Origin of the sequence: Halorubrum kocurii JCM 14978 (assembly GCF_000337355.1) — an archaeon.
Classification (GTDB): domain Archaea; phylum Halobacteriota; class Halobacteria; order Halobacteriales; family Haloferacaceae; genus Halorubrum; species Halorubrum kocurii.
Map to the genome: position 1 here is coordinate 85,209 of NZ_AOJH01000027.1, position 18,288 is coordinate 103,496.

Annotated in this window: 26 protein-coding genes and 1 tRNA gene; 24 read left to right on the forward strand and 3 right to left on the reverse strand. The window is 69.0% G+C overall.

Annotation, left to right across the window (positions count from 1 at the left end; genetic code table 11):
• Positions 1-57 precede the first annotated feature (57 nt).
• From C468_RS03300 to C468_RS03310, 3 genes are all read left to right on the forward strand, one after another.
• Positions 58-861 carry a class I fructose-bisphosphate aldolase gene (locus tag C468_RS03300; RefSeq protein ID WP_008847460.1) on the forward strand — a complete coding sequence of 268 codons (804 nt, stop codon included), beginning with the start codon at positions 58-60 and terminating at the stop codon, positions 859-861.
• Positions 861-1,772, forward strand: a complete 912-nt coding sequence (locus tag C468_RS03305; RefSeq protein ID WP_008847461.1) for a class 1 fructose-bisphosphatase — start codon at positions 861-863, stop codon at positions 1,770-1,772. Before C468_RS03300 ends, C468_RS03305 begins: the two co-directional genes overlap by 1 nt.
• 103 nt (positions 1,773-1,875) lie before the next feature.
• Positions 1,876-3,699 carry an acyl-CoA carboxylase subunit beta gene (locus C468_RS03310; protein WP_008847462.1) on the forward strand — a complete coding sequence of 608 codons (1,824 nt, stop codon included), beginning with the start codon at positions 1,876-1,878 and terminating at the stop codon, positions 3,697-3,699.
• 22 nt (positions 3,700-3,721) lie between these two features.
• On the opposite strand, the gene C468_RS03315 is transcribed toward C468_RS03310, so the two are convergent.
• Positions 3,722-4,270 carry a DedA family protein gene (locus C468_RS03315; protein ID WP_008847463.1) on the reverse strand — a complete coding sequence of 183 codons (549 nt, stop codon included), beginning with the start codon at positions 4,268-4,270 and terminating at the stop codon, positions 3,722-3,724.
• A 160-nt stretch (positions 4,271-4,430) separates the two neighbouring features.
• Between C468_RS03315 and C468_RS03320 the strand changes: the two genes are divergently transcribed.
• Entirely contained in the window at positions 4,431-4,958 is a 528-nt protein-coding gene (locus C468_RS03320) for a redoxin domain-containing protein (protein WP_008847464.1), read from the forward strand.
• Between the two features lie 84 nt (positions 4,959-5,042).
• Positions 5,043-6,143 (forward strand): D-xylose 1-dehydrogenase Gfo6, encoded by a 1,101-nt coding sequence (gfo6, locus tag C468_RS03325; RefSeq protein WP_008847465.1) that lies wholly within the window; start codon positions 5,043-5,045, stop codon positions 6,141-6,143.
• A gap of 13 nt (positions 6,144-6,156) precedes the next feature.
• On the opposite strand, the gene C468_RS03330 is transcribed toward gfo6, so the two are convergent.
• Both C468_RS03330 and C468_RS03335 read right to left on the reverse strand, forming a co-directional pair.
• Positions 6,157-6,993, reverse strand: coding sequence for an aldo/keto reductase (locus C468_RS03330; RefSeq protein WP_008847466.1), 837 nt, complete (start codon positions 6,991-6,993; stop codon positions 6,157-6,159).
• Between the two features lie 100 nt (positions 6,994-7,093).
• Positions 7,094-7,164, reverse strand: a tRNA-Gly gene (locus C468_RS03335).
• Between the two features lie 137 nt (positions 7,165-7,301).
• Here C468_RS03335 and C468_RS03340 point away from each other — a divergent pair.
• From C468_RS03340 to C468_RS03430, 19 genes are all read left to right on the forward strand, one after another.
• Complete coding sequence (locus C468_RS03340; RefSeq protein WP_008847467.1) at positions 7,302-8,579, forward strand: PQQ-dependent sugar dehydrogenase; 1,278 nt, start codon at positions 7,302-7,304, stop codon at positions 8,577-8,579.
• Positions 8,580-8,740: 161 nt separating this feature from the next.
• Positions 8,741-9,607 (forward strand): putative RNA uridine N3 methyltransferase, encoded by an 867-nt coding sequence (locus C468_RS03345; protein ID WP_008847468.1) that lies wholly within the window; start codon positions 8,741-8,743, stop codon positions 9,605-9,607.
• Between the two features lie 4 nt (positions 9,608-9,611).
• Positions 9,612-10,628 carry a 50S ribosomal protein L3 gene (locus C468_RS03350; RefSeq protein ID WP_008847469.1) on the forward strand — a complete coding sequence of 339 codons (1,017 nt, stop codon included), beginning with the start codon at positions 9,612-9,614 and terminating at the stop codon, positions 10,626-10,628.
• A 3-nt stretch (positions 10,629-10,631) separates the two neighbouring features.
• Positions 10,632-11,378: a 50S ribosomal protein L4 gene (gene rpl4p, locus C468_RS03355; RefSeq protein ID WP_008847470.1), complete on the forward strand. Its 747-nt coding sequence runs from the start codon at positions 10,632-10,634 to the stop codon at positions 11,376-11,378.
• Entirely contained in the window at positions 11,375-11,629 is a 255-nt protein-coding gene (locus C468_RS03360; RefSeq protein ID WP_008007910.1) for a 50S ribosomal protein L23, read from the forward strand. The genes rpl4p and C468_RS03360 overlap by 4 nt, the downstream gene beginning before the upstream one ends.
• Position 11,630: 1 nt before the next feature.
• Entirely contained in the window at positions 11,631-12,353 is a 723-nt protein-coding gene (locus C468_RS03365; protein WP_004047227.1) for a 50S ribosomal protein L2, read from the forward strand.
• Positions 12,350-12,775 (forward strand): 30S ribosomal protein S19, encoded by a 426-nt coding sequence (locus C468_RS03370; protein WP_008847471.1) that lies wholly within the window; start codon positions 12,350-12,352, stop codon positions 12,773-12,775. Before C468_RS03365 ends, C468_RS03370 begins: the two co-directional genes overlap by 4 nt.
• A 3-nt stretch (positions 12,776-12,778) precedes the next feature.
• Positions 12,779-13,243, forward strand: a complete 465-nt coding sequence (locus tag C468_RS03375) for a 50S ribosomal protein L22 (RefSeq protein ID WP_004047225.1) — start codon at positions 12,779-12,781, stop codon at positions 13,241-13,243.
• Positions 13,243-14,181, forward strand: a complete 939-nt coding sequence (locus tag C468_RS03380; protein ID WP_008847472.1) for a 30S ribosomal protein S3 — start codon at positions 13,243-13,245, stop codon at positions 14,179-14,181. Before C468_RS03375 ends, C468_RS03380 begins: the two co-directional genes overlap by 1 nt.
• Positions 14,182-14,394 (forward strand): 50S ribosomal protein L29, encoded by a 213-nt coding sequence (gene rpmC, locus C468_RS03385; protein WP_008847473.1) that lies wholly within the window; start codon positions 14,182-14,184, stop codon positions 14,392-14,394.
• 1 nt (position 14,395) lies between these two features.
• Positions 14,396-14,854 carry a ribonuclease P protein component 1 gene (locus tag C468_RS03390; RefSeq protein WP_008847474.1) on the forward strand — a complete coding sequence of 153 codons (459 nt, stop codon included), beginning with the start codon at positions 14,396-14,398 and terminating at the stop codon, positions 14,852-14,854.
• Positions 14,845-15,189, forward strand: coding sequence for a 30S ribosomal protein S17 (locus C468_RS03395; RefSeq protein ID WP_008001361.1), 345 nt, complete (start codon positions 14,845-14,847; stop codon positions 15,187-15,189). The genes C468_RS03390 and C468_RS03395 overlap by 10 nt, the downstream gene beginning before the upstream one ends.
• Positions 15,189-15,587 carry a 50S ribosomal protein L14 gene (locus C468_RS03400; RefSeq protein WP_008847475.1) on the forward strand — a complete coding sequence of 133 codons (399 nt, stop codon included), beginning with the start codon at positions 15,189-15,191 and terminating at the stop codon, positions 15,585-15,587. The genes C468_RS03395 and C468_RS03400 overlap by 1 nt, the downstream gene beginning before the upstream one ends.
• Positions 15,588-15,589: 2 nt before the next feature.
• Positions 15,590-15,946 carry a 50S ribosomal protein L24 gene (gene rplX / locus C468_RS03405; RefSeq protein WP_008847476.1) on the forward strand — a complete coding sequence of 119 codons (357 nt, stop codon included), beginning with the start codon at positions 15,590-15,592 and terminating at the stop codon, positions 15,944-15,946.
• Entirely contained in the window at positions 15,943-16,668 is a 726-nt protein-coding gene (locus C468_RS03410) for a 30S ribosomal protein S4e (RefSeq protein ID WP_008847477.1), read from the forward strand. The genes rplX and C468_RS03410 overlap by 4 nt, the downstream gene beginning before the upstream one ends.
• Complete coding sequence (locus tag C468_RS03415) at positions 16,661-17,185, forward strand: 50S ribosomal protein L5 (RefSeq protein ID WP_008847478.1); 525 nt, start codon at positions 16,661-16,663, stop codon at positions 17,183-17,185. The genes C468_RS03410 and C468_RS03415 overlap by 8 nt, the downstream gene beginning before the upstream one ends.
• Complete coding sequence (locus C468_RS03420) at positions 17,182-17,355, forward strand: 30S ribosomal protein S14 (RefSeq protein WP_004047216.1); 174 nt, start codon at positions 17,182-17,184, stop codon at positions 17,353-17,355. The genes C468_RS03415 and C468_RS03420 overlap by 4 nt, the downstream gene beginning before the upstream one ends.
• Before the next feature lie 2 nt (positions 17,356-17,357).
• Complete coding sequence (locus C468_RS03425; protein ID WP_004047215.1) at positions 17,358-17,750, forward strand: 30S ribosomal protein S8; 393 nt, start codon at positions 17,358-17,360, stop codon at positions 17,748-17,750.
• A gap of 2 nt (positions 17,751-17,752) precedes the next feature.
• Positions 17,753-18,286, forward strand: a complete 534-nt coding sequence (locus C468_RS03430) for a 50S ribosomal protein L6 (RefSeq protein WP_008847479.1) — start codon at positions 17,753-17,755, stop codon at positions 18,284-18,286.
• Positions 18,287-18,288: the final 2 nt, after the last annotated feature.

Consider the following 18,288-nt stretch of genomic DNA (forward strand, 5'->3'; position numbering starts at 1 on the left):
TTACGTCCATCGATTCGACCATAGTGTTTTTTACCGATGTAACGGGAGTATGAACTGATGCTTCCTCACGCCGCCGACAACATCGAGCGGGACGGTAAGTCGCTCATTTTGGCGTACGACCACGGACTCGAACACGGACCGGTCGACTTCGAGCCGAACCCCGACACGGCGGACCCCGAGCGGATATTCGAGCTCGCCGCCCACGAGGCGGTCACCTCGTTGGCCGTCCAGAAGGGGCTCGCCGAGGCGTACTACCCGGACTACGAGGACGATGTGAACCTCCTGTTGAAGCTCAACGGGACCTCGAACCTCTGGATGGGCGAGCCCAACAGCGCGGTCAACTGCACGGCCGAGTACGCCGCCGGGCTGGGCGCCGACGCGATCGGGTTCACCGTCTACGGCGGCTCGAACCACGAGGTGGAGATGGCCGAGGAGTTCCGGAGAGCGCAGGAGGGCGCCCGCGAGCACGACATGGCCGTCGTCATGTGGTCGTACCCGCGGGGACAGGGGCTTCGAAACGACGGGAGCCCGGACGTGATCTCGTACGGTGCGCGGCTCGGCCTGGAGCTCGGCGCCGACGTGGTGAAGGTGAAGTACCCCGGCTCCGCCGAGGCGATGGGCCACGCGGTCGAGATGGCCGGGCCCGCCGACGTCGTGATGTCCGGCGGGACGATGCGCGACGACAAGGCGTTCCTCCGGAACGTCTCGAACGCCATCGACGCGGGCGCGACCGGCATCGCCGTCGGGCGGAACGTCTTCCAGCGCGAAGAGCCCGAGCGCATCCTCGACGCGCTGGAGGCCGTGATCTTCCAGGAGGTCGAGCCCGACGAGGCGCTGGCGATCGCCGAGAGCGACGACTGATGACCGCTCCCGACGCGGACGGTGGCGACCCCGCCGACGCGGGTTCGGTCGTCGAGGCGGTCTTCGACGCGGTCGCCGAGACGGCCCCCGAGATCCGCGCCGCGCTCCCCGGTCGCCGCGTCAAGAGCGGGACGGAGAACGCCTCGGGCGAGAGCGTGATGGCCGGCGACCTGTACGCCGACGAGCTGCTCGGCGACGCGATCACCGCGGTCGACGGCGTCGGCTCGTTCGTCAGCGAGGAGCGCGAGGCCGCCGTCGACGCCGGCGGTGCGGTCGGCGAGGGCGCGTACGCGGTCGCGATCGACCCCCTCGACGGCTCCTCGAACCTCCGGTCGAACAACGCGATGGGCACCGTCGTCGGGGTGTACGACGCCCCGCTCCCCGCCACCGGGCGCGACCTCGTCGCCGCCGGGTACGTGCTCTACGGGCCGATCACGACGATGGTCGTCGCCGACGACGACGGCGTCCGCGAGGAGGTCGTCGAAGCGGGCGCCGACGGGTCGGTCTCCCGGTCGGTCGTCGAGGACAACCTGCGCCTCCCCGACGACCCGCTCGTCTACGGGTTCGGCGGGCGCGTCCCGGACTGGACCGACGAGTTCACCGCCTACGCCCGCGAGATCGAAGACGAGCTGAAGCTCCGGTACGGCGGCGCCATGGTCGGCGACGTGAACCAGGTGCTCACCTACGGCGGGATCTTCGCGTACCCCGCGCTCGTCGACGCGCCGGACGGGAAGCTCCGGCTCTCCTTCGAGGCGAACCCGATCGCCTACATCGTCGAGCGCGCGGGCGGCGCCGCGACCGACGGCGAGGTCGACATCCTCGACGTCGAGCCCGAGGGCGTCCATGACCGCGTCCCGCTGTACGTCGGCAACGAGGAGCTGGTCGAGCGGCTGAAGGCGGCGCTGGACTGACCGGGCGGTTCGGTCTTTTAAATATCGACCCGCGGGACGCGGAAAACCAGCATGGTAAACCCGCATGGAAAACTGTTTAGGATCCACCGCAAATCTTGCGCCCATGAAAGTCCACGTCGGCGCGGCGGCGACGCCGGAGGAGGCCGAGGCGATAGCGAAGTCGCTCGCGGAGCACCTCGGCGTCGACGTCGACGTCCACGTTGGGGAGAGCGGCGAGCCCGCGGCGAGCGCGTCGCCGCCCGCGGTCGAGTACCCCCTCGACGACGACCTCGGCCCCACGGACCGCGAGCGCGACCTCCGGGCCGAGATAGACGACATCCTCGAGGGCGGGCCGGAGAAGTACCGCGAGCGGCTCCCCGAGCAGGGGAAGCTGTTCGTCCGCGACCGGCTCGACCTCTGGTTCGGCGGCGAGGGCGGGACGCGCGGCGCGGGCGACGCGAGCGCGACCGACGGCGATCCGGCGGGGCTCCACTTCGAAGACGGGAAGTTCGCCGCGTTCGACGACTGGCACCCGAACGCGCCGAACCGCGACGCCGACGGCGAGGGCGGTGAAGCCGACGATGCCAGCGGCGACCGCCTCCCCGGCGACGGCCTGCTCACCGGCGCGGCCGAGTTCGAGGGGCGCGACGTCCACTTCATGGCCAACGACTTCACGGTGAAGGCGGGGTCGATGGCGGCGAAGGGCGTCGAGAAGTTCCTCCGGATGCAGCAGCGCGCCCTGAAGACCGGCCGGCCCGTGCTCTACCTGATGGACTCCTCCGGGGGGCGAATCGACCAGCAGAGCGGTTTCTTCGCCAACCGAGAGGGGATCGGGAAGTACTACTACAACCACTCGATGCTGTCGGGCGCGGTCCCGCAGATCTGCGTGCTGTACGGCCCCTGTATCGCCGGTGCCGCCTACACTCCCGTCTTCGCCGACTTCACCGTGATGGTCGAGGGGATGTCCGCGATGGCGATCGCCTCGCCGCGGATGGTGAAGATGGTCACCGGCGAGGAGATCGAGATGGCGGACCTGGGCGGCCCGCGCGTCCACGCCGAGGAGTCCGGGTCGGCGGACCTGGTCGCCCGCGACGAGGAGCACGCCCGCGAGCTCGTCGCCGACCTGATCGGCTACCTCCCCGACAGAGCGGGCGAGAAACCACCGAAACGCGAGACGAAGCCTCCCAAACTCTCCCCGGAGGGGATCGACGAGCTGATCCCGGAGTCGCCGAACCGCCCGTACGACGTCCGCGACCTGCTCGACCGGATCGCCGACGCGGAGTCCGTCTTCGAGCTGAAGGAGGGGTACGGCCCGGAGATCGTCACGGCGTTCTGCCGGATCGACGGGCGCCCTGTCGGCGTCGTCGCCAACCAGCCGACGGAGCGGTCGGGCGCCATCTTCCCGGACGCCGCCGAGAAGGCGGCCGAGTTCATCTGGACCTGCGACGCCTACGAGGTCCCCCTCCTGTACCTCTGTGATACGCCGGGGTTCATGGCCGGCTCGCAGGTCGAGAAGGACGCCATCCTGGAGAAGGGGAAGAAGATGATCTACGCCACTTCCTCGGCGACGGTCCCGAAACAGACCGTCGTCACCCGGAAGGCGTACGGCGCGGGGATCTACGCGATGGGCGGGCCTGCCTACGACCCGGAGAGCGTGATCGGGCTCCCCTCCGGCGAGATCGGGATCATGGGGCCGGAGGCCGCGATCAACGCCGTGTACGCCCGGAAGCTCGCCGGCATCGACGCCCCCGAGGAGCGCGCCGAGACCGAGGCGCAACTGCGCGAGGAGTACCGCGAGGACATCGACGTCCACCGGATGGCGAGCGAGGTCGTCATCGACGAGATCGTCCCGCCCTCGACGCTCCGCGAGGAGCTCGCGGCGCGGTTCGCGTTCTACGAGGACGTGGAGAAGGACCTGCCTGACAAAAAGCACGGGACAGTTCTGTAAGCGGGCTCGCCGACGGTCGCAGTTATAAAGCCGTGACCCACTCGGCACCGAGCAGTTCGGCCGCGCTCCCGAACCCGAGCGCCACGGCGACGCCGACCGCCAGCAGCGCGCCGACGTACGCGGCGGACCCGACCAGCGACGCGGCGGCGAACCGCGGCGCGGAGACGGACGAGGCGTTCGCGGTCGGGACGGCGAGCCAGCCGCGGGTGCCGGGGACCGCGTTCGAGGCCGCCACCGCCGGGAGCCCCCACCGGTCGAACCAGCGACCGGCGCCGTCGAGCCGGCTCTCACCGACCGGAACGAGGGGAAGGGAGGTCGGATCCGCGTCGAACCGACGGACGACCGTGAAGACGACCGCCTGCCCGAGCGTCGCGCCGATCACGGCCGCGGCGAACACCGGCAGGACCGCGATCGCCTCGACGCCGACCGCGACGACCGCGGCGACGAACAGCGTCCGCGCCGGGAGCACCTTCCCGACGAGGGCGCCTTCAAGCGCGAACACGACGAAGACCGCGACGGCGCCGTAGCTGTCGACGAGGGCGAGCGCGGTCGCGGCGTCGAGGCCAAACACGCCTCCCTTCGGCCGGCCACACCTAAAGCTCTTACACCGTGAGCGCTGCTCGCAGGTGTCATAGCTGTGTTTACTCCGATAACTTTGGTTCTCAGCACCTCCGGCCGGGACCGAGTCGCCGGAGGTGGGTATTTATCCGCCGCACGCACAGATGTCATCCATGATAGACGTCGGCGTCAAGGCCCCCGACTTCATCGCCCCTGCGGTCGCGGGCGGGGCGGCGGTGAAGCTGGAACTGTTCCGGCTCGTCGACGGCCACGAGGCCGTCGCGCTCTGTTTCGCTCCCGCGGACTTCGTCCCGACCTGCACCGCCGCGTTCGCCGCCGTGCGGGACGCGGGCTGGCACGACCGCGACGACCTCGCCGTCGTCGCGCTCACCGGCGACTCGCTGTACGCCGGGTTCGCGTACGCCGACCAGTTCGACCTCCCGTTCCCCCTCGTCTCCGACTTCCACGGGGGCGTCGCCGACTCGTACGACCTGGTCGCAGAGTCGTGGGAGGGACACTCTCAGATCCCGCGCCGCGCGACGGTCGTGATCGGCGGGGACTGGACGGTCCGGTTCGCCGAGGCGACGACGGACGCGCTCGACCGCCCGGCGCCGTCGCCGGTCCAGAACGCCACCACGGCGCTCCGCGACCTCGGCGTCGACGTCGATCGGCCGCGGGTGAACTACGACGGCCCGTGGTGAGGGCGCCGTCGCCGGCAACCCGACCGGTCGGGCAGGCCGCGTCGCCGCCGGAGTTATTTCACGCCTCCGCGCGGAGTCCCCGGCATGGAGACCGCCTTCGCGGACTACCTCGACGAGTTCACGCGCCGGGACTGGGAGACGCTCGATCCGGAGGCCGTCGCCGACCCCGTTCGAGTCGCGGTCGTCGGCCTCGGTTGGTTCGCCCGCGAGTGGGCCCTGCCGGGGATCGCGCGGTCGGCGTACACCGAGGCGACCGTCGTAACCGACGTCGACCCGGACGCGGTGGAGACGGTCGCGGCCGAGCGCGACGTGACCGGCGTCACCCCCGAGGAGTTCCGCTCGGGCGCCGCCGCCGACGCCTACGACGCGGCGTACGTCGCGACGCCGAACGCGGCCCACCTCGACTACGTTCGGGCCGCCGCGGCGCAGGGGAAGGCGGTCCTCTGCGAGAAGCCGCTGGAGGCGACGCTGGACCGCGCCCGTCGGCTCGTGGCCGCGTGTCGAGACGCCGACGTCCGCCTGATGGTCGGCTACCGGATGCAGACCGACCCCGCCGTCCGCCGGCTCCGAGACCTCCTCCGCGCGGGCGTCGCCGGCGACGTGGTCCACGTCCACGCGACGATGTCGCAGACGATGCTCGGCGAGCTCGGCGGCGACACCGACCAGTGGCGGCTCGACCCGGAGCTGTCTGGCGGCTGCGCGCTCATGGATCTCGGCGTGTACCCGCTCAACACGACCCGGTTCGTGCTTGACGAGGACCCGGTCCGCGTCTCCGGCCGGACCCGCACGCGCCACGAGGCGTTCGCCGACGTCGACGAGCACGCCTCGTTCCGGCTGGCGTTCCCCGACGGCGTCGACGCGCTGTGTACGGTGAGCCAGAACGCCCAGCACGCGAGCCGGCTGGAAGTCACCGGGACGGAGGCGAGACTGATCTCAGACCCGGCGTTCTACGAGCGGGAGGACCGCGGGTTCGCCGTCGTCCGCGACGGCACCCGCGTCGACGTCGACTTCGACCAGGTCCACCAGATCGAAGAGGAGTTCGCGTACTTCGGCCACCAGCTGTTGGCGGACGAGCCGTTCCATCCGGACGGCGAGCACGCCCTCGCCGACATGCGCGCGCTCGACGGAATCTACCGGTCCGCCGAGACCGGCCGGTCGGTGACGCTCGACGAGGACGCGGCCTGAGGCCGGGACGTCGTCACCGCTCGATCCCGTACACGTCGCTCGTCCAGTCGCGGGCCGGGGTGTCGTACACCGGCTCGCCGCGGTCGCGCTCGTCGAGCCGCCGCCGGTCGGCCGCGTCGAGCTCCCAGTCGAGGTCGGCGTTGGCCCGGACGTGGGCCGGAGTCGACGACCGCGGCAGCGGGACCACGTCGCGATCCACCGCCCACCGGAGCACGACCTGCGCGGGACTCCTGTCGTACGCCTCCGCGAGCTCGGCGACGACCTCGTCGCCGAACACGCCCGTCCGCGCGAGCGGCGCCGCCGCCTCGATCACGGTGTCGGACTCGCGGCAGTAGTCGACGAGGTCGGGGCGCTGGAGCCACGGGTGGAACTCGATCTGGTTGACCGCGATCGGCACGTCCGAAATGTGGTGCGCGCAGCTCAGCTGGTAGGCGCTGAAGTTCGACACGCCGACGTCGCGCACGAGCCCCCGCTCGCGGAGCTCCGCCATCGCTCGGAGCGTCTCGCGCAGCGAGATCGCGGGGTTCGGCCAGTGAATCAGGTATAAATCGAGGTAGTCGGTTCCGAGTCGATCGAGCGATGCCTCGCACGACTCGATCACCGACTCGTAGTTGAGGTTCTTCGCGAGCACCTTCGAGGTGAGGAACACGTCGTCGTGGTCGTACGCCGCGAGCGCCTCGCCGATGACCTCCTCGTTGCGATACCCCTCGGCGGTGTCGACGTGCGCGTAGCCGGCGTCGAGCGCCGCGCGGACGCTCTCGGCCGTCTGGTCGTCGTCGAGGTCGTACGTGCCCAGCCCGAGCCCCGGTAGCTCGGCGCCGCTCGGGAGCGTCTTCGTCGGAACGGTCATACGTCACGGGTTCAGCGGATCGCCGATTGAAACTACCGGTCGGGGAACGTCGCGGGCGAGCAACTGAAGCGAACGCTAACTGAAGCAGTCAGTTAGAAAATGCACCGGCCGAGATTTGAACTCGGGTTGCAACCATGGCAAGGTTGCGTGATACCACTACACTACCGGTGCGTGCTTCGCATCTGCACATAGCCCGAGTCGGAGATATAAGGGTTCCGAACGACGGCCGGCGGGACCGGATCCGGCTCGACGCGGAGCGCCGGAAGCGTCATCGGGCTGCCGACCAAGACGGAGACGAGACCACCGCTATGACGCGCCGATCCACGCACCTCGCCCCCGACAGACGTAGCGTCCTCCGAGCGACCGGCGGCCTCGCCGCTATCTCGGTCGCGGGGTGTCTCGGTGAGGGCGAAACCAACGACGGAGCGACCGGCGCGGGCGGGGACGGGGACGACGACGCCGGCGTCCCGCCCGACGACGGCGCCGACGTCGAGTACGCGGTCGAGCGCGTCGCGGAGGGGTTCGAGAATCCGTGGGGGCTCGCCTTCCTCCCGGACGACGGACGGCTGCTGGTCACGGAGCGCCCGGGGCGGCTCTCGCTCGTCGACCCCGCGGACGGGACGCGCGCGACGGTCGACGGCGTCCCGGGCGTCCACGCCGCTGAACAGGGCGGGCTCCTCGACGTCGCGGTCCACCCGGAGTTCCCGGGCGACGCGCGCGTGTACCTCACCTACGCCGCGACGAACGACGCCGGCGAGTCGACGACGCACGTCGGCAGCGGGCGGCTCTCCGGTTCCGACGGCGACTCGCCCGCGCTCGACGGCTTCGAGGCGATCCGCGTCGCGGGGCCGTTCGTCGACTCCGACCTCCACTTCGGCTCCCGAGCGACGTTCGGCCCGGACGGCGCGCTGTTCGTCACCGTCGGGGACCGTCGCGACACCGACTTCGGGCCCGACCACGTCTCGCAGGACCGCTCGAACGAGCTCGGATCGACCCTCCGGTTGACGCCCGACGGCGACGCGCACCCCGACAACCCGTTCGTCGACGAGCCGGAGGCGGCCGACGCGATATACAGCTACGGCCACCGGAATCCGCAGGCGATGGCGGTCCGCCCCGAGACGGGCGCGCTCTGGCAGTGCGAGCACGGCGAACGCGACGGCGACGAGATCAACGTCGTTGAGCGCGGCGGCAACTACGGCTGGCCGGTGGCGAGCGAGGCGTGCCGGTACGGCACCGACGAGCGCGTCGCGCCGAGCCACCGCGAGCGCGGCGACGTGGTCGCTCCGGTCCACTACTGGCCGTGCGGCTCCGGCGGGTTCCCGCCGAGCGGGGCGGTCTTTTATCAGGGCGACGCGTTCCCCGCGTGGCGCGGCGACCTGTTCGCGGGGACGCTCGCCGGCCGGTACCTCGGGCGGTTCACGGTCGAGGGCGCAGGTGCCGACGGCGCCGACGTCACCGAGCGCAACCCACTGCTCGCCGACCGCGACTGGCGCGTCCGGACGCTCGCGGTCGAACCCGCCACGGGCCACCTCTACCTCGCGGTCGACGACGCCGACGCGCCGATCGCGCGGATCGTCCCGACCTGATCCGGTCCCGGTCGGATCTCCTCCGCCGACCGTGTGATAGACTCTCTCGATTCTGTGACCGAATCCCCCGCCAGACCCCGTGTGAACGCTCCACAGCCCGGAAACGGGACCGCTATCCTTTTACGGTGCCGTCCGAAATCGAGGGGTACAGTCTCGCCACGATGCGTACCGAAGACGGACTCACGATCTGCGTTCCGTCTTCGGTCGTCCGGGAGGCCGAAGACGATCGCGAGGCGACTCGCAAACTCGGCTACGTCGCCCGCGCGGCGGCGGTGTTCCGGGCGGATCGACTGGTCGTCTTCCCCGACAGGGAAGGCGAGCGGCGACGGGGCGGCGAGTACGTTCGGACCGTGCTGGGGTACGCCGCGACCCCTCCGGGGCTCCGCAAGGACCTCTGGGGGGAGCGCGACGAGCTCCGGTACGCCGGCGTGCTCCCGCCGCTCCGCGTGCCGTGGCGGACCGGCTCGACCCCTAGCGGGGGAGAGTCGAAAACACAGGGACTCGTGACCGAGGTCGGACCTGAAGGCCGCGTCCGGGTCAATTCCCCGCTGCGGGAACACCCGATCTCCCTGCTCGTTCCCTCCGGAATGGAGGTCGAGCAGGGGGAGCGCGTCACCATCAGGGTCTCTTCGAGAGAACCGGTCCGCGCCCGCATCACCGGGAAGCCGGAGGACGGCTTCCAGGTCGTGGAAGCGGACCTGTCGGAAGCGCTCGCCGGCGACGGTTTGGCCGTCGCGACGTCGCGACACGGGGAGGAACTCTCCGTCTCGCGGCTCGGCACCATCGTCTCGGACGCGCGGGAGGCCGGCGGGTACACCGTCGCCTTCGGCTCGCCCGAGCGAGGGCTTCCGGAGATGCTCGGGCTTTCGCCCGACGGCATTCGGGCGGCCGTTGCCGACGGCCGCTCGGTCGAACCCGATCCGGGGTTCGACCTCTGGCTGAACACGATCCCGGCACAGGCGAGCGAGGTCGTCCGGACGGAGGAGGCTCTGTTCGTGACTCTCGGCTCGCTCACACTCACGGAGTAAACACATGCCACAACCAAGCCGACCACGAAAAGGCTCGCTGGGCTACGGCCCGCGTACCCGCGCAGACCGCGAGGTCCCGCGCATTCGCTCGTGGCCCGACGACGATGGAGCCCCCGCACTGCAGGGGTTCGCCGGTTACAAGGCCGGAATGACGCACGTCGTTATGGTCAACGACGAGGCCAACTCGCCGCGTGAAGGGATGGAAACGTCCGTTCCCGTCACCGTCGTCGAGACGCCGCCGATGTACGCGGTGGCCCTGCGCGCCTACGAACAGACGCCGTACGGAAAGAAGCCGGTCGAAGAGGTCTGGGCGACCGAGTTCCACGAGGAGCTCGACCGCGCGCTCGACCTCCCGGCGGAGGACACCTTCGAGGAGGATGCCGACGAGCTGCGCGCGCTGCTCGACGAGGGCGCGGTCGACGACGTCCGCGTCATCACCCACACCGTCCCCTCGGAGCTCGCGAACGTGCCCAAGAAGAAGCCCGACGTCATGGAGACCCGAGTCGGCGGCGGCTCCCTCGAGGAGCGCGTCGACTTCGGGCTCGACCTCGTCGCGGAGGGCGGCGCCCACGAGTTCGGCGACGTCTTCCGCGCGGGGCAGTACACCGACGTGTCGGGCATCACGAAGGGGAAGGGGACACAGGGTCCCGTCAAGCGTTGGGGCGTCCAGAAGCGGAAGGGCAAACACGCCCGCCAGGGATGGCGGCGCCGGATCGGCAACCTCGGTCCGTGGAACCCCTCCCGCGTTCGCTCCACCGTTCCCCAGCAGGGGCAGACCGGCTACCACCAGCGCACCGAGCTCAACAAGCGCCTCATCGACTTCGGCGAGGGCGACGACGCCTCCGTCGACGGCGGCTTCGTCAACTACGGCGAGGTCGACGGCGACTACGCGCTCATCAAGGGCTCGCTGCCCGGTCCGGACAAGCGCCTGCTTCGGTTCCGCCCGGCCATCCGGCCGAACGACCAGCCGCGCCTCGACCCCGAGGTCCGGTACGTATCCACCGCATCCAACCAGGGATAATCCATGAACGCAACAGTACACGACCTGGACGGCGGGGACGCGGGCAGCGTCGAGCTGCCGGCGATCTTCGAGACCGCGTTCCGACCGGACCTCATCGGTCGGGCGGTCTCCGCCGCACAGGCTAACCGGAAACAGGCCTACGGTGCCGACGAGTTCGCCGGGCTGCGAACCCCGGCGGAGTCGTTCGGCTCCGGTCGCGGGCTCGCACACGTCCCGCGCTCCGAGAACGTCGCCCGCCGCGTCCCGCACGCCGTGTCGGGCCGCGCCGCGCACCCGCCGAAGGCCGAGAAAGACCAGACGAAGAGCCTGAACGACAAGGAGCGACAGCTCGCCATCCGGTCGGCCATCGCGGCCACCGCCGACGCCGAGCTGGTCGCCGAGCGCGGTCACGCGTTCGACGAGGACCTCGACCTCCCGCTCATCGTGAGCGACGAGTTCGAGGACCTCGAGAAGACTCAGGAGGCCCTGGGCGTGCTCGAATCCGTCGGCGTCGACGCCGACATCGAGCGCGCCGAGGAGGGCCGCTCGGTCCGAGCCGGCCGCGGGAAGACCCGCGGTCGCAAGTACAGCCAACCGAAGTCCGTCCTCGTCGTCACCAGCGAGGAGCCGTCCCGCGCCGCCCGCAACCTTTCGGGCGTCGACGTCGCGACCGCGCGAGAGGTCAACGCGGAAGACCTCGCGCCGGGCGCGCACCCGGGCCGACTCACGCTGTGGACCGAGAGCGCCGTCGAGGAGGTGGCCGACCGATGAACTCCATCATCGAGCATCCGATCGTCACCGAGCAGGCGATGAACGAGATGGACTTCAAGAACAAGCTGCTGTTCCTCGTCGACGTCGACGCGACCAAGCCCGAGGTCCGCGAGGAAGTGCAGGACCGGTACGACGTCTCCGTCGTGGACGTGAACACGCAGGTGACCCCGCAGGGCGCGAAGAAGGCCACCGTCACGCTCTCCGAGGACGACGACGCGACCGAGATCGCATCGCGCATCGGGGTGTTCTGAGATGGGACGACGAATCCAAGGACAGCGGCGTGGACGCGGCGGCCCGACGTTCCGGGCCCCGTCCCACCGCTACAAGGCGGAACTGTCGCACAAGAAGCTCGAAGACGTGGACACGATCACCGGCGAGATCGTCGGGATCGAACACGACCCCGCCCGCTCGGCTCCGCTCGCGGAGATCGAGTTCGAGGACGACGACCGTCGGCTCGTGCTCGCGCCGGAAGGCGTGCGCGTGGGCGAGACGATTCAGGTCGGCGTCTCCGCGGAGATCAAGCCCGGGAACACGCTCCCGCTGGCGGAGATCCCCGAGGGCGTCCCGGTCTGTAACGTCGAGAGCAACCGCGGGGACGGCGGGAAGTTCGCGCGCGCCTCCGGCGTGTCCGCGACGCTTCTCACCCACGACCGCGACGTCGCGGTCGTCCAGCTCCCCAGCGGTGAAGTGAAGCGGCTCGACCCGCAGTGCCGCGCCACGATCGGCGTGGTCGCCGGCGGCGGTCGGACGGAGAAGCCCTTCGTCAAGGCCGGTAACAAACACCACAAGATGAAAGCGCGCGGGACCAAGTATCCGCGCGTACGCGGCGTCGCGATGAACGCCGTCGACCACCCCTTCGGCGGGGGCGGTCGCCAACACCCCGGCCAGCCGAAGTCCGTCTCGCGGGACGCCCCGCCGGGACGCAAGGTCGGTGACATCGCATCCAAGCGCACCGGACGAGGTGGCAACAAATGAGTTCTGACTACCGCACCGGCCGCGAGGGCAAGGAGTTCGCCTACCGCGGTCACTCGCTCGACGAGCTGCAGGAGATGGACGTAGACGAAGTCGCGGAACTGCTCCCCGCACGCCAGCGGCGAAGCATCGTTCGCGGACTCGGAACCGAACAGCAGAAGCTGCTGGAGACGGTCCGAAGCCGCGACAAGGAGACGACGGCGGACGACCCGATCCGGACGCACCTGCGCGACATGCCGGTTCTTCCGGAGTTCGTCGGCGTCACCTTCTCCGTGTACAACGGACACAGCTTCGAGCGCGTGCAGGTCGAACCCGAGATGATCGGTCACTTCCTCGGCGAGTTCCACCTGACTCGAAGCACCGTCGAACACGGTCAGGCCGGCATCGGCGCGACCCGGTCCTCGAAGTTCGTGCCCCTCAAGTAACCCATGGGAATCAACTACAGCGTCGAGGCCGACCCGGAGACCACCGCCAAGGGGATGCTCCGCGACCGGCCCATCAGCGTGAAGGACAGCAAGGAGATCTCCCGGGAGATCAAAGGCGAGACGGTCGCCGACGCCGAGGAGTTCCTCCAGGAAGTCATCGACGAGGAGACCTCGGTGCCGATGCGCCAGCACAACGCCGGCGCGGGCCACCGCTCCGACATCGACGGCTGGGACGCGGGACGGTACCCCGAGAAGGCCGCCAAGGACTTCCTGAAGCTCCTGGAGAACGTCAAGAACAACGCGGACGAACAGGGGTTCGACGGCGACGAGATGGTCATCAAACACGTCGCCCCCCACAAGGTCGGCGAACGACCGGGGCGGAACCCGCGAGCCGCGGGCGCCACCGGGTGGAACACCACCCTCGCCGACGTCGAACTCATCATCGAGGACCCGGAGGCTGACGAATAATGGCTGACGAACACCAATTCATCGAGGACGGCCTGCGCCGTTCACAGATCAACGAGTTCTTCGCAGACGAGCTCGGCCGCGCCGGCTACGGCGGTATGGACGTCGCTCAGACGCCGATGGGGACGCAGATCGTCCTGAAGGCCGAAAAGCCCGGCATGGTGATCGGGAAGGGCGGGAAGAACATCCGCAAGATCACCACCGAGCTCGAGGACCGCTTCGACATGGACGACCCGCAGATCGACGTTCAGGAGGTCGACGAGCCCGACCTGAACGCGCAGATCGTCGCGGACCGTCTCGCGAACGCCTTAGAGCGCGGCTGGTACTTCCGGAAGGCCGGTCACACGACGATCGACCGGATCATGGACGCGGGCGCGCTTGGCGCCGAGATCGTCCTGAGCGGGAAGGTCACCGGCGCGCGCTCGCGCGTCGAGAAGTTCAACCGCGGCTACATCAAGCACAACGGCGAGCCCGCGGAGGAGGTCGTCGACCACGGTCAGGGCGTCGCGGTGATGAAGCTCGGGACGATCGGCGTCAACGTGAAGATCATCCCGCCGGGCGCGAAACTCCCGGACGACTTCGACATCCGCGAGGACGCCGAGGTCCCGGAGGTCGAGCAGGCGGCCGTCGGCGCCGACGCCGACGAGGGCGTCGAGTCGCTCCTCGAGGAGGAGCCCGAGGACGTGCCCGACGTCGGCGGCGACGAGGACGTCGAGGTCCCCGACGAGGACCCGGCAGACCTCATCGACGAGGAGGTCGTCGAAGAGGTCGTCGAGGAGACCCAGGACACGGCCACGGAGGCGACCGACGTCGCCGCCGAGGAGCCGGTCGGCGACGCCGACGCGGACGACGTCGACGAGCTCGACGAGGAGATCGAAGAGGAGGCCGCAGACCTCGTCGCGGAGATGGAGGCTGCGGACGAAGACGAGGAGGACGAATAAATGGCAATCCTCTACACCGACGAGATCCGCGACATGACCGCGGCCGAGCGACAGGTCGAACTCGAGGAGCTCGAGACCGAGCTGCTCAACTCGAAGGCGCAGCGGGCCGCCGGCGGCATGCCGGAGAGCCCCGGTCGCGTGAAGGAGCTGAAGAAGACGATCGCGCGGATCAAGACGATACAGGCGGAAGAAGGCGACTTCGACGACGAATAAGATGATCTCCCCCGACACCATCGTTCGGCACGAACTCGTCGGCCTCCCGGTTCGGGTGGTCGACGCCGACAGCGACGCCCACGTGGGCATCGCCGGTCGCGTGCTGTCCGAGACGTTCGGCACCCTCGTGGTCCGGACCGAGTCGGGGGACAAACGCGTGCCCAAGTCGGGCGCGACGTTGGAGTTCGCGGTCGTCGATGTCCCGACCGTTCGCACAGATGAAGCCGCCGACGACGGCCAGTCGTCGGGGTCCGCGTCCCAACTCGGGTCGGATACTACGGGGGTCCGCCCCCGTCAGTCTGGCCCGTCCGGGTCCGCAAGCGTCGTCACCGGTGACGACGCGGATCCGGCGAGCCAACACGGCGAGTGCAAAGACGCGGTCTACGTAACGGTGGATGGCGATCGGCTGCGGTATCGACCCGCCGAACGCACCGAACAAGGTGTCACACAATGGCGATAGGAATCGACGTACCCACGCCTCCGGAGCCAGACAACCCGGAGGATTACGACTACGAGAAGTGCCCGTTCTACGGGCAGCTCTCCGTCCGCGGCCAGACCCGTGAGGGAACGGTCGTGTCGACGGATATGGAAAAGACCGTCATCGTCGAGCGAGAATACGACGTGTTCGTACCGAAATACGACCGGTACATGAAGCGTCGGTCGCGCATCCCGGCCCACGTGCCGGGCGTGCTCGACTCGCTCGAAGTCGGTGACGAAGTGAAAATCGCGGAGACGCGACCGCTCTCGAAGACGAAGTCCCACGTCGTCGTCGAGAACCTGTCGGGTGATCAGTGATGGAGGCGCTCAAGGCCGACGTCACGCAGGGGCTCTCGAAGGGCTCGCTCATCACGTGCGCCGACAACACCGGCGCCCGTGAGCTGAAGGTGATCTCGGTGGCCGGCTACTCCGGCACCAAGAACCGCCACCCGAAGGCAGGTATCGGTGACAAGGTGACCGTCTCGGTCACCAAAGGGACCCCGGAGATGCGGCGGCAGGTGCTGGAGGCGGTCGTCGTCCGCCAGCGCAAGCCGATCCGCCGTCCGAACGGCACGCGCGTGAAGTTCGAGGACAACGCGGCCGTCATCATCGACGACCTCGAGGAGCCGCGGGGCACGGAGATCAAAGGCCCCGTCGCCCGCGAGGTCGCCGAGCGCTTCGGGAGCATCGCCTCCACCGCGACGATGATCGTCTAATCATGACGAAACAGCCACGCAAACAGCGAAAACGGTCGGAGACCGCGCCGCTCCACGAGCGGCAGAACCAGGTCCGAGCCACCCTCACGGAGGATCTCCGCGAGGAGTACGGACAGCGGAACGTCCGCGTCAACGCCGGCGACACCGTCGAGGTGCTTCGCGGCGACGCGGCCGGCACGGAGGCCGAGGTCATCTCGGTCGACCTGTCCGCGGAACGGATCACCGTCGAGGACGTCACCGTCGCGAAGGCGGACGGGGAGGAGGTTCCCCGTCCCATCCCGGCGAGCAACGTCCGGGTGACCGAACTGGACCTGGAAGACGAGCGCCGGGAGGCGCGGCTCCAGGAGGATAACGAATGACGCGACATCAGAAGCGACTGGCAGTACCGAACTCCTGGCCGGTCGAGCGAAAGACCGACACGTTCACCGTTAAGGCCGGCGCCGGCCCGCACGGTGAGGCGGGCGTTCCGCTCGTCGTCCTGCTGCGGGACGTGCTCGGTTACGTCGACTCGACGAAGGAGGCGCGCTACGCGCTGAACAACGACTCGGTCCTCGTCAACGGGGACGCAATTTCGGACGAGCAGCGTCCGATCGGGATGTTCGACATCCTGGCGTTCCCCGAGCGCGGGGAGTTCTTCCGCGTCTTCCCCGACGAGGGCGGTCGGCTCGCGCTGACCCCCGTCGACGAGGAGGCCGCGGGCAGCCGGCTCGGGAAGATCACGAACAAGTCCGTCGTCCCCGGCGGAGACGTCCAGCTGACGCTCCACGACGGGACGAACGTCCTCGTTGACGCCGACGCCGAGTACGACACGAAGGACTCGATCGTCGTCGACAACGAGTCGAAGGAGGTCGTCGCCCACTTCGAGTACGAAGAGGGCGCCCTCGTCACCGCCGTCGCCGGCCAGCACGCCGGTCGAATCGGCGAGGTGGCCGACATCGACGTGACGCTCGGCTCCGGCTCGAACACGGTCTTCGTCGGCGACGACGAGGACGGCTACGAGACGGTCGAGGAGTACCTCGTCGTCATCGACGAGAACTTCACCGCCGACGACGCGGACGAGACGGGTGATTCGGATGAGTGAATCCGAGAGCGCGTCCCACGAGATGCGCGAACCGTACCTGGAGAAGGTCGTCGTCCACATGGGCGTCGGACAGGGCGGTGAGCCGCTCGCCGACGCCGAGGAGATCATCGAGGAGATCACGGGCCAGCAGTCGGTCCGGACCACTTCGAAGCGCACCATCGCCGAGTTCGGGATCCGCAAGGGCGACCCGATCGGCGTCAAGGTGACGCTGCGGAACGAGGACGCGCACGCGTTCCTCGAGACCGCCCTGGAACTGGCCGACGTCTCCAAGAGCCAGTTCGACGACACGGGGAACCTGAGCTTCGGGGTCGAGGACCACACCGACTTCCCGAGCCAGGAGTACGACCCGAACATCGGTATCTACGGCCTCGACGTGACGACGACGATCGTCCGTCCCGGCTACCGCGTGTCGAAGCGGGACAAGGCCACCGCCTCGATCCCGGAAAAACACCGGATGACCGCCGAGGACGCGGCCGCGTTCCTCGAAACGAACTTCGACGTTGAGGTAACGGAATGAGCGAAGCGAACAACGACACGGGCGAGCACGCGTCGAAACGCACCGACTCCCGGCACACGTGCCGGCGGTGCGACCGCGAGCAGGGGCTCGTCGGCAAGTACGACATCAACCTCTGCCGGCAGTGTTTCCGCGAGGTCGCCCGAGACATGGGATTCGAGAAGTACAGCTGATCATGACGGGAAACGATCCATTCACCAACGCGCTGGCCGGCATGGACAACGCCGAGAGCGTTGGCCACCTGTCGTACACGGTTGAGCCCGCCTCCAACATCATCGGCTCCGTCCTCGAGGTCCTCTACGACCGCGGGTACGTCGACGGCTTCGAGTACGTCGACGACGGGAAAGCCGGGAAGTTCGAGGTCGAACTGAAAGGTGCCATCAACGAGTGTGGCGCCGTCAAGCCCCGCTACTCCGCGGGCGCTGACGAGTTCGAGAAGTGGGAGAAGCGATACCTCCCCGCCCGTGACTACGGGACGCTCATCGTCACGACGAGCCACGGCGTCATGAGCCACTACGAGGCCCGCGAAGAGGGCATCGGCGGCCAAGTGATCGCATACGTCTACTAACAATGAACAGAGTCGAAATCGACATTCCGGACGACGTCTCCGCCGAGACCGACCACCTCGAACTCACCGTCGAGGGTCCCAACGGGAGCGTTACGCGACGCCTCTGGTACCCCGACGTCGAGGTCACGGTCGAGGACGGTGTCGTCGCGATCGCCTCCGAGAACGAGGACGCGAAGACGAACGCCACGGTCGGCACCTTCGAGAGCCACGTCGCCAACATGATCCACGGCGTCACCGACGGATGGGAGTACACGATGGAAGTGTACTACGCCCACTTCCCGATGCAGGTGACCGTGGAGGGCGACGAGGTCGTCATCGAGAACTTCCTCGGCGAGCGAGCACAGCGACGCACCCCGATCCGCGGGGACACGGACGTACAGATCGACGGCGAGACGGTACGGCTTACGGGCTCCGACAAGGAGGCCGTCGGGCAGACCGCCGCCGACATCGAACAGCTGACGAAGGTGACCGACAAGGACACGCGCGTCTTCCAGGACGGCGTGTACATCGTCGAGAAGCCCACCGGAGGTGCCTAACC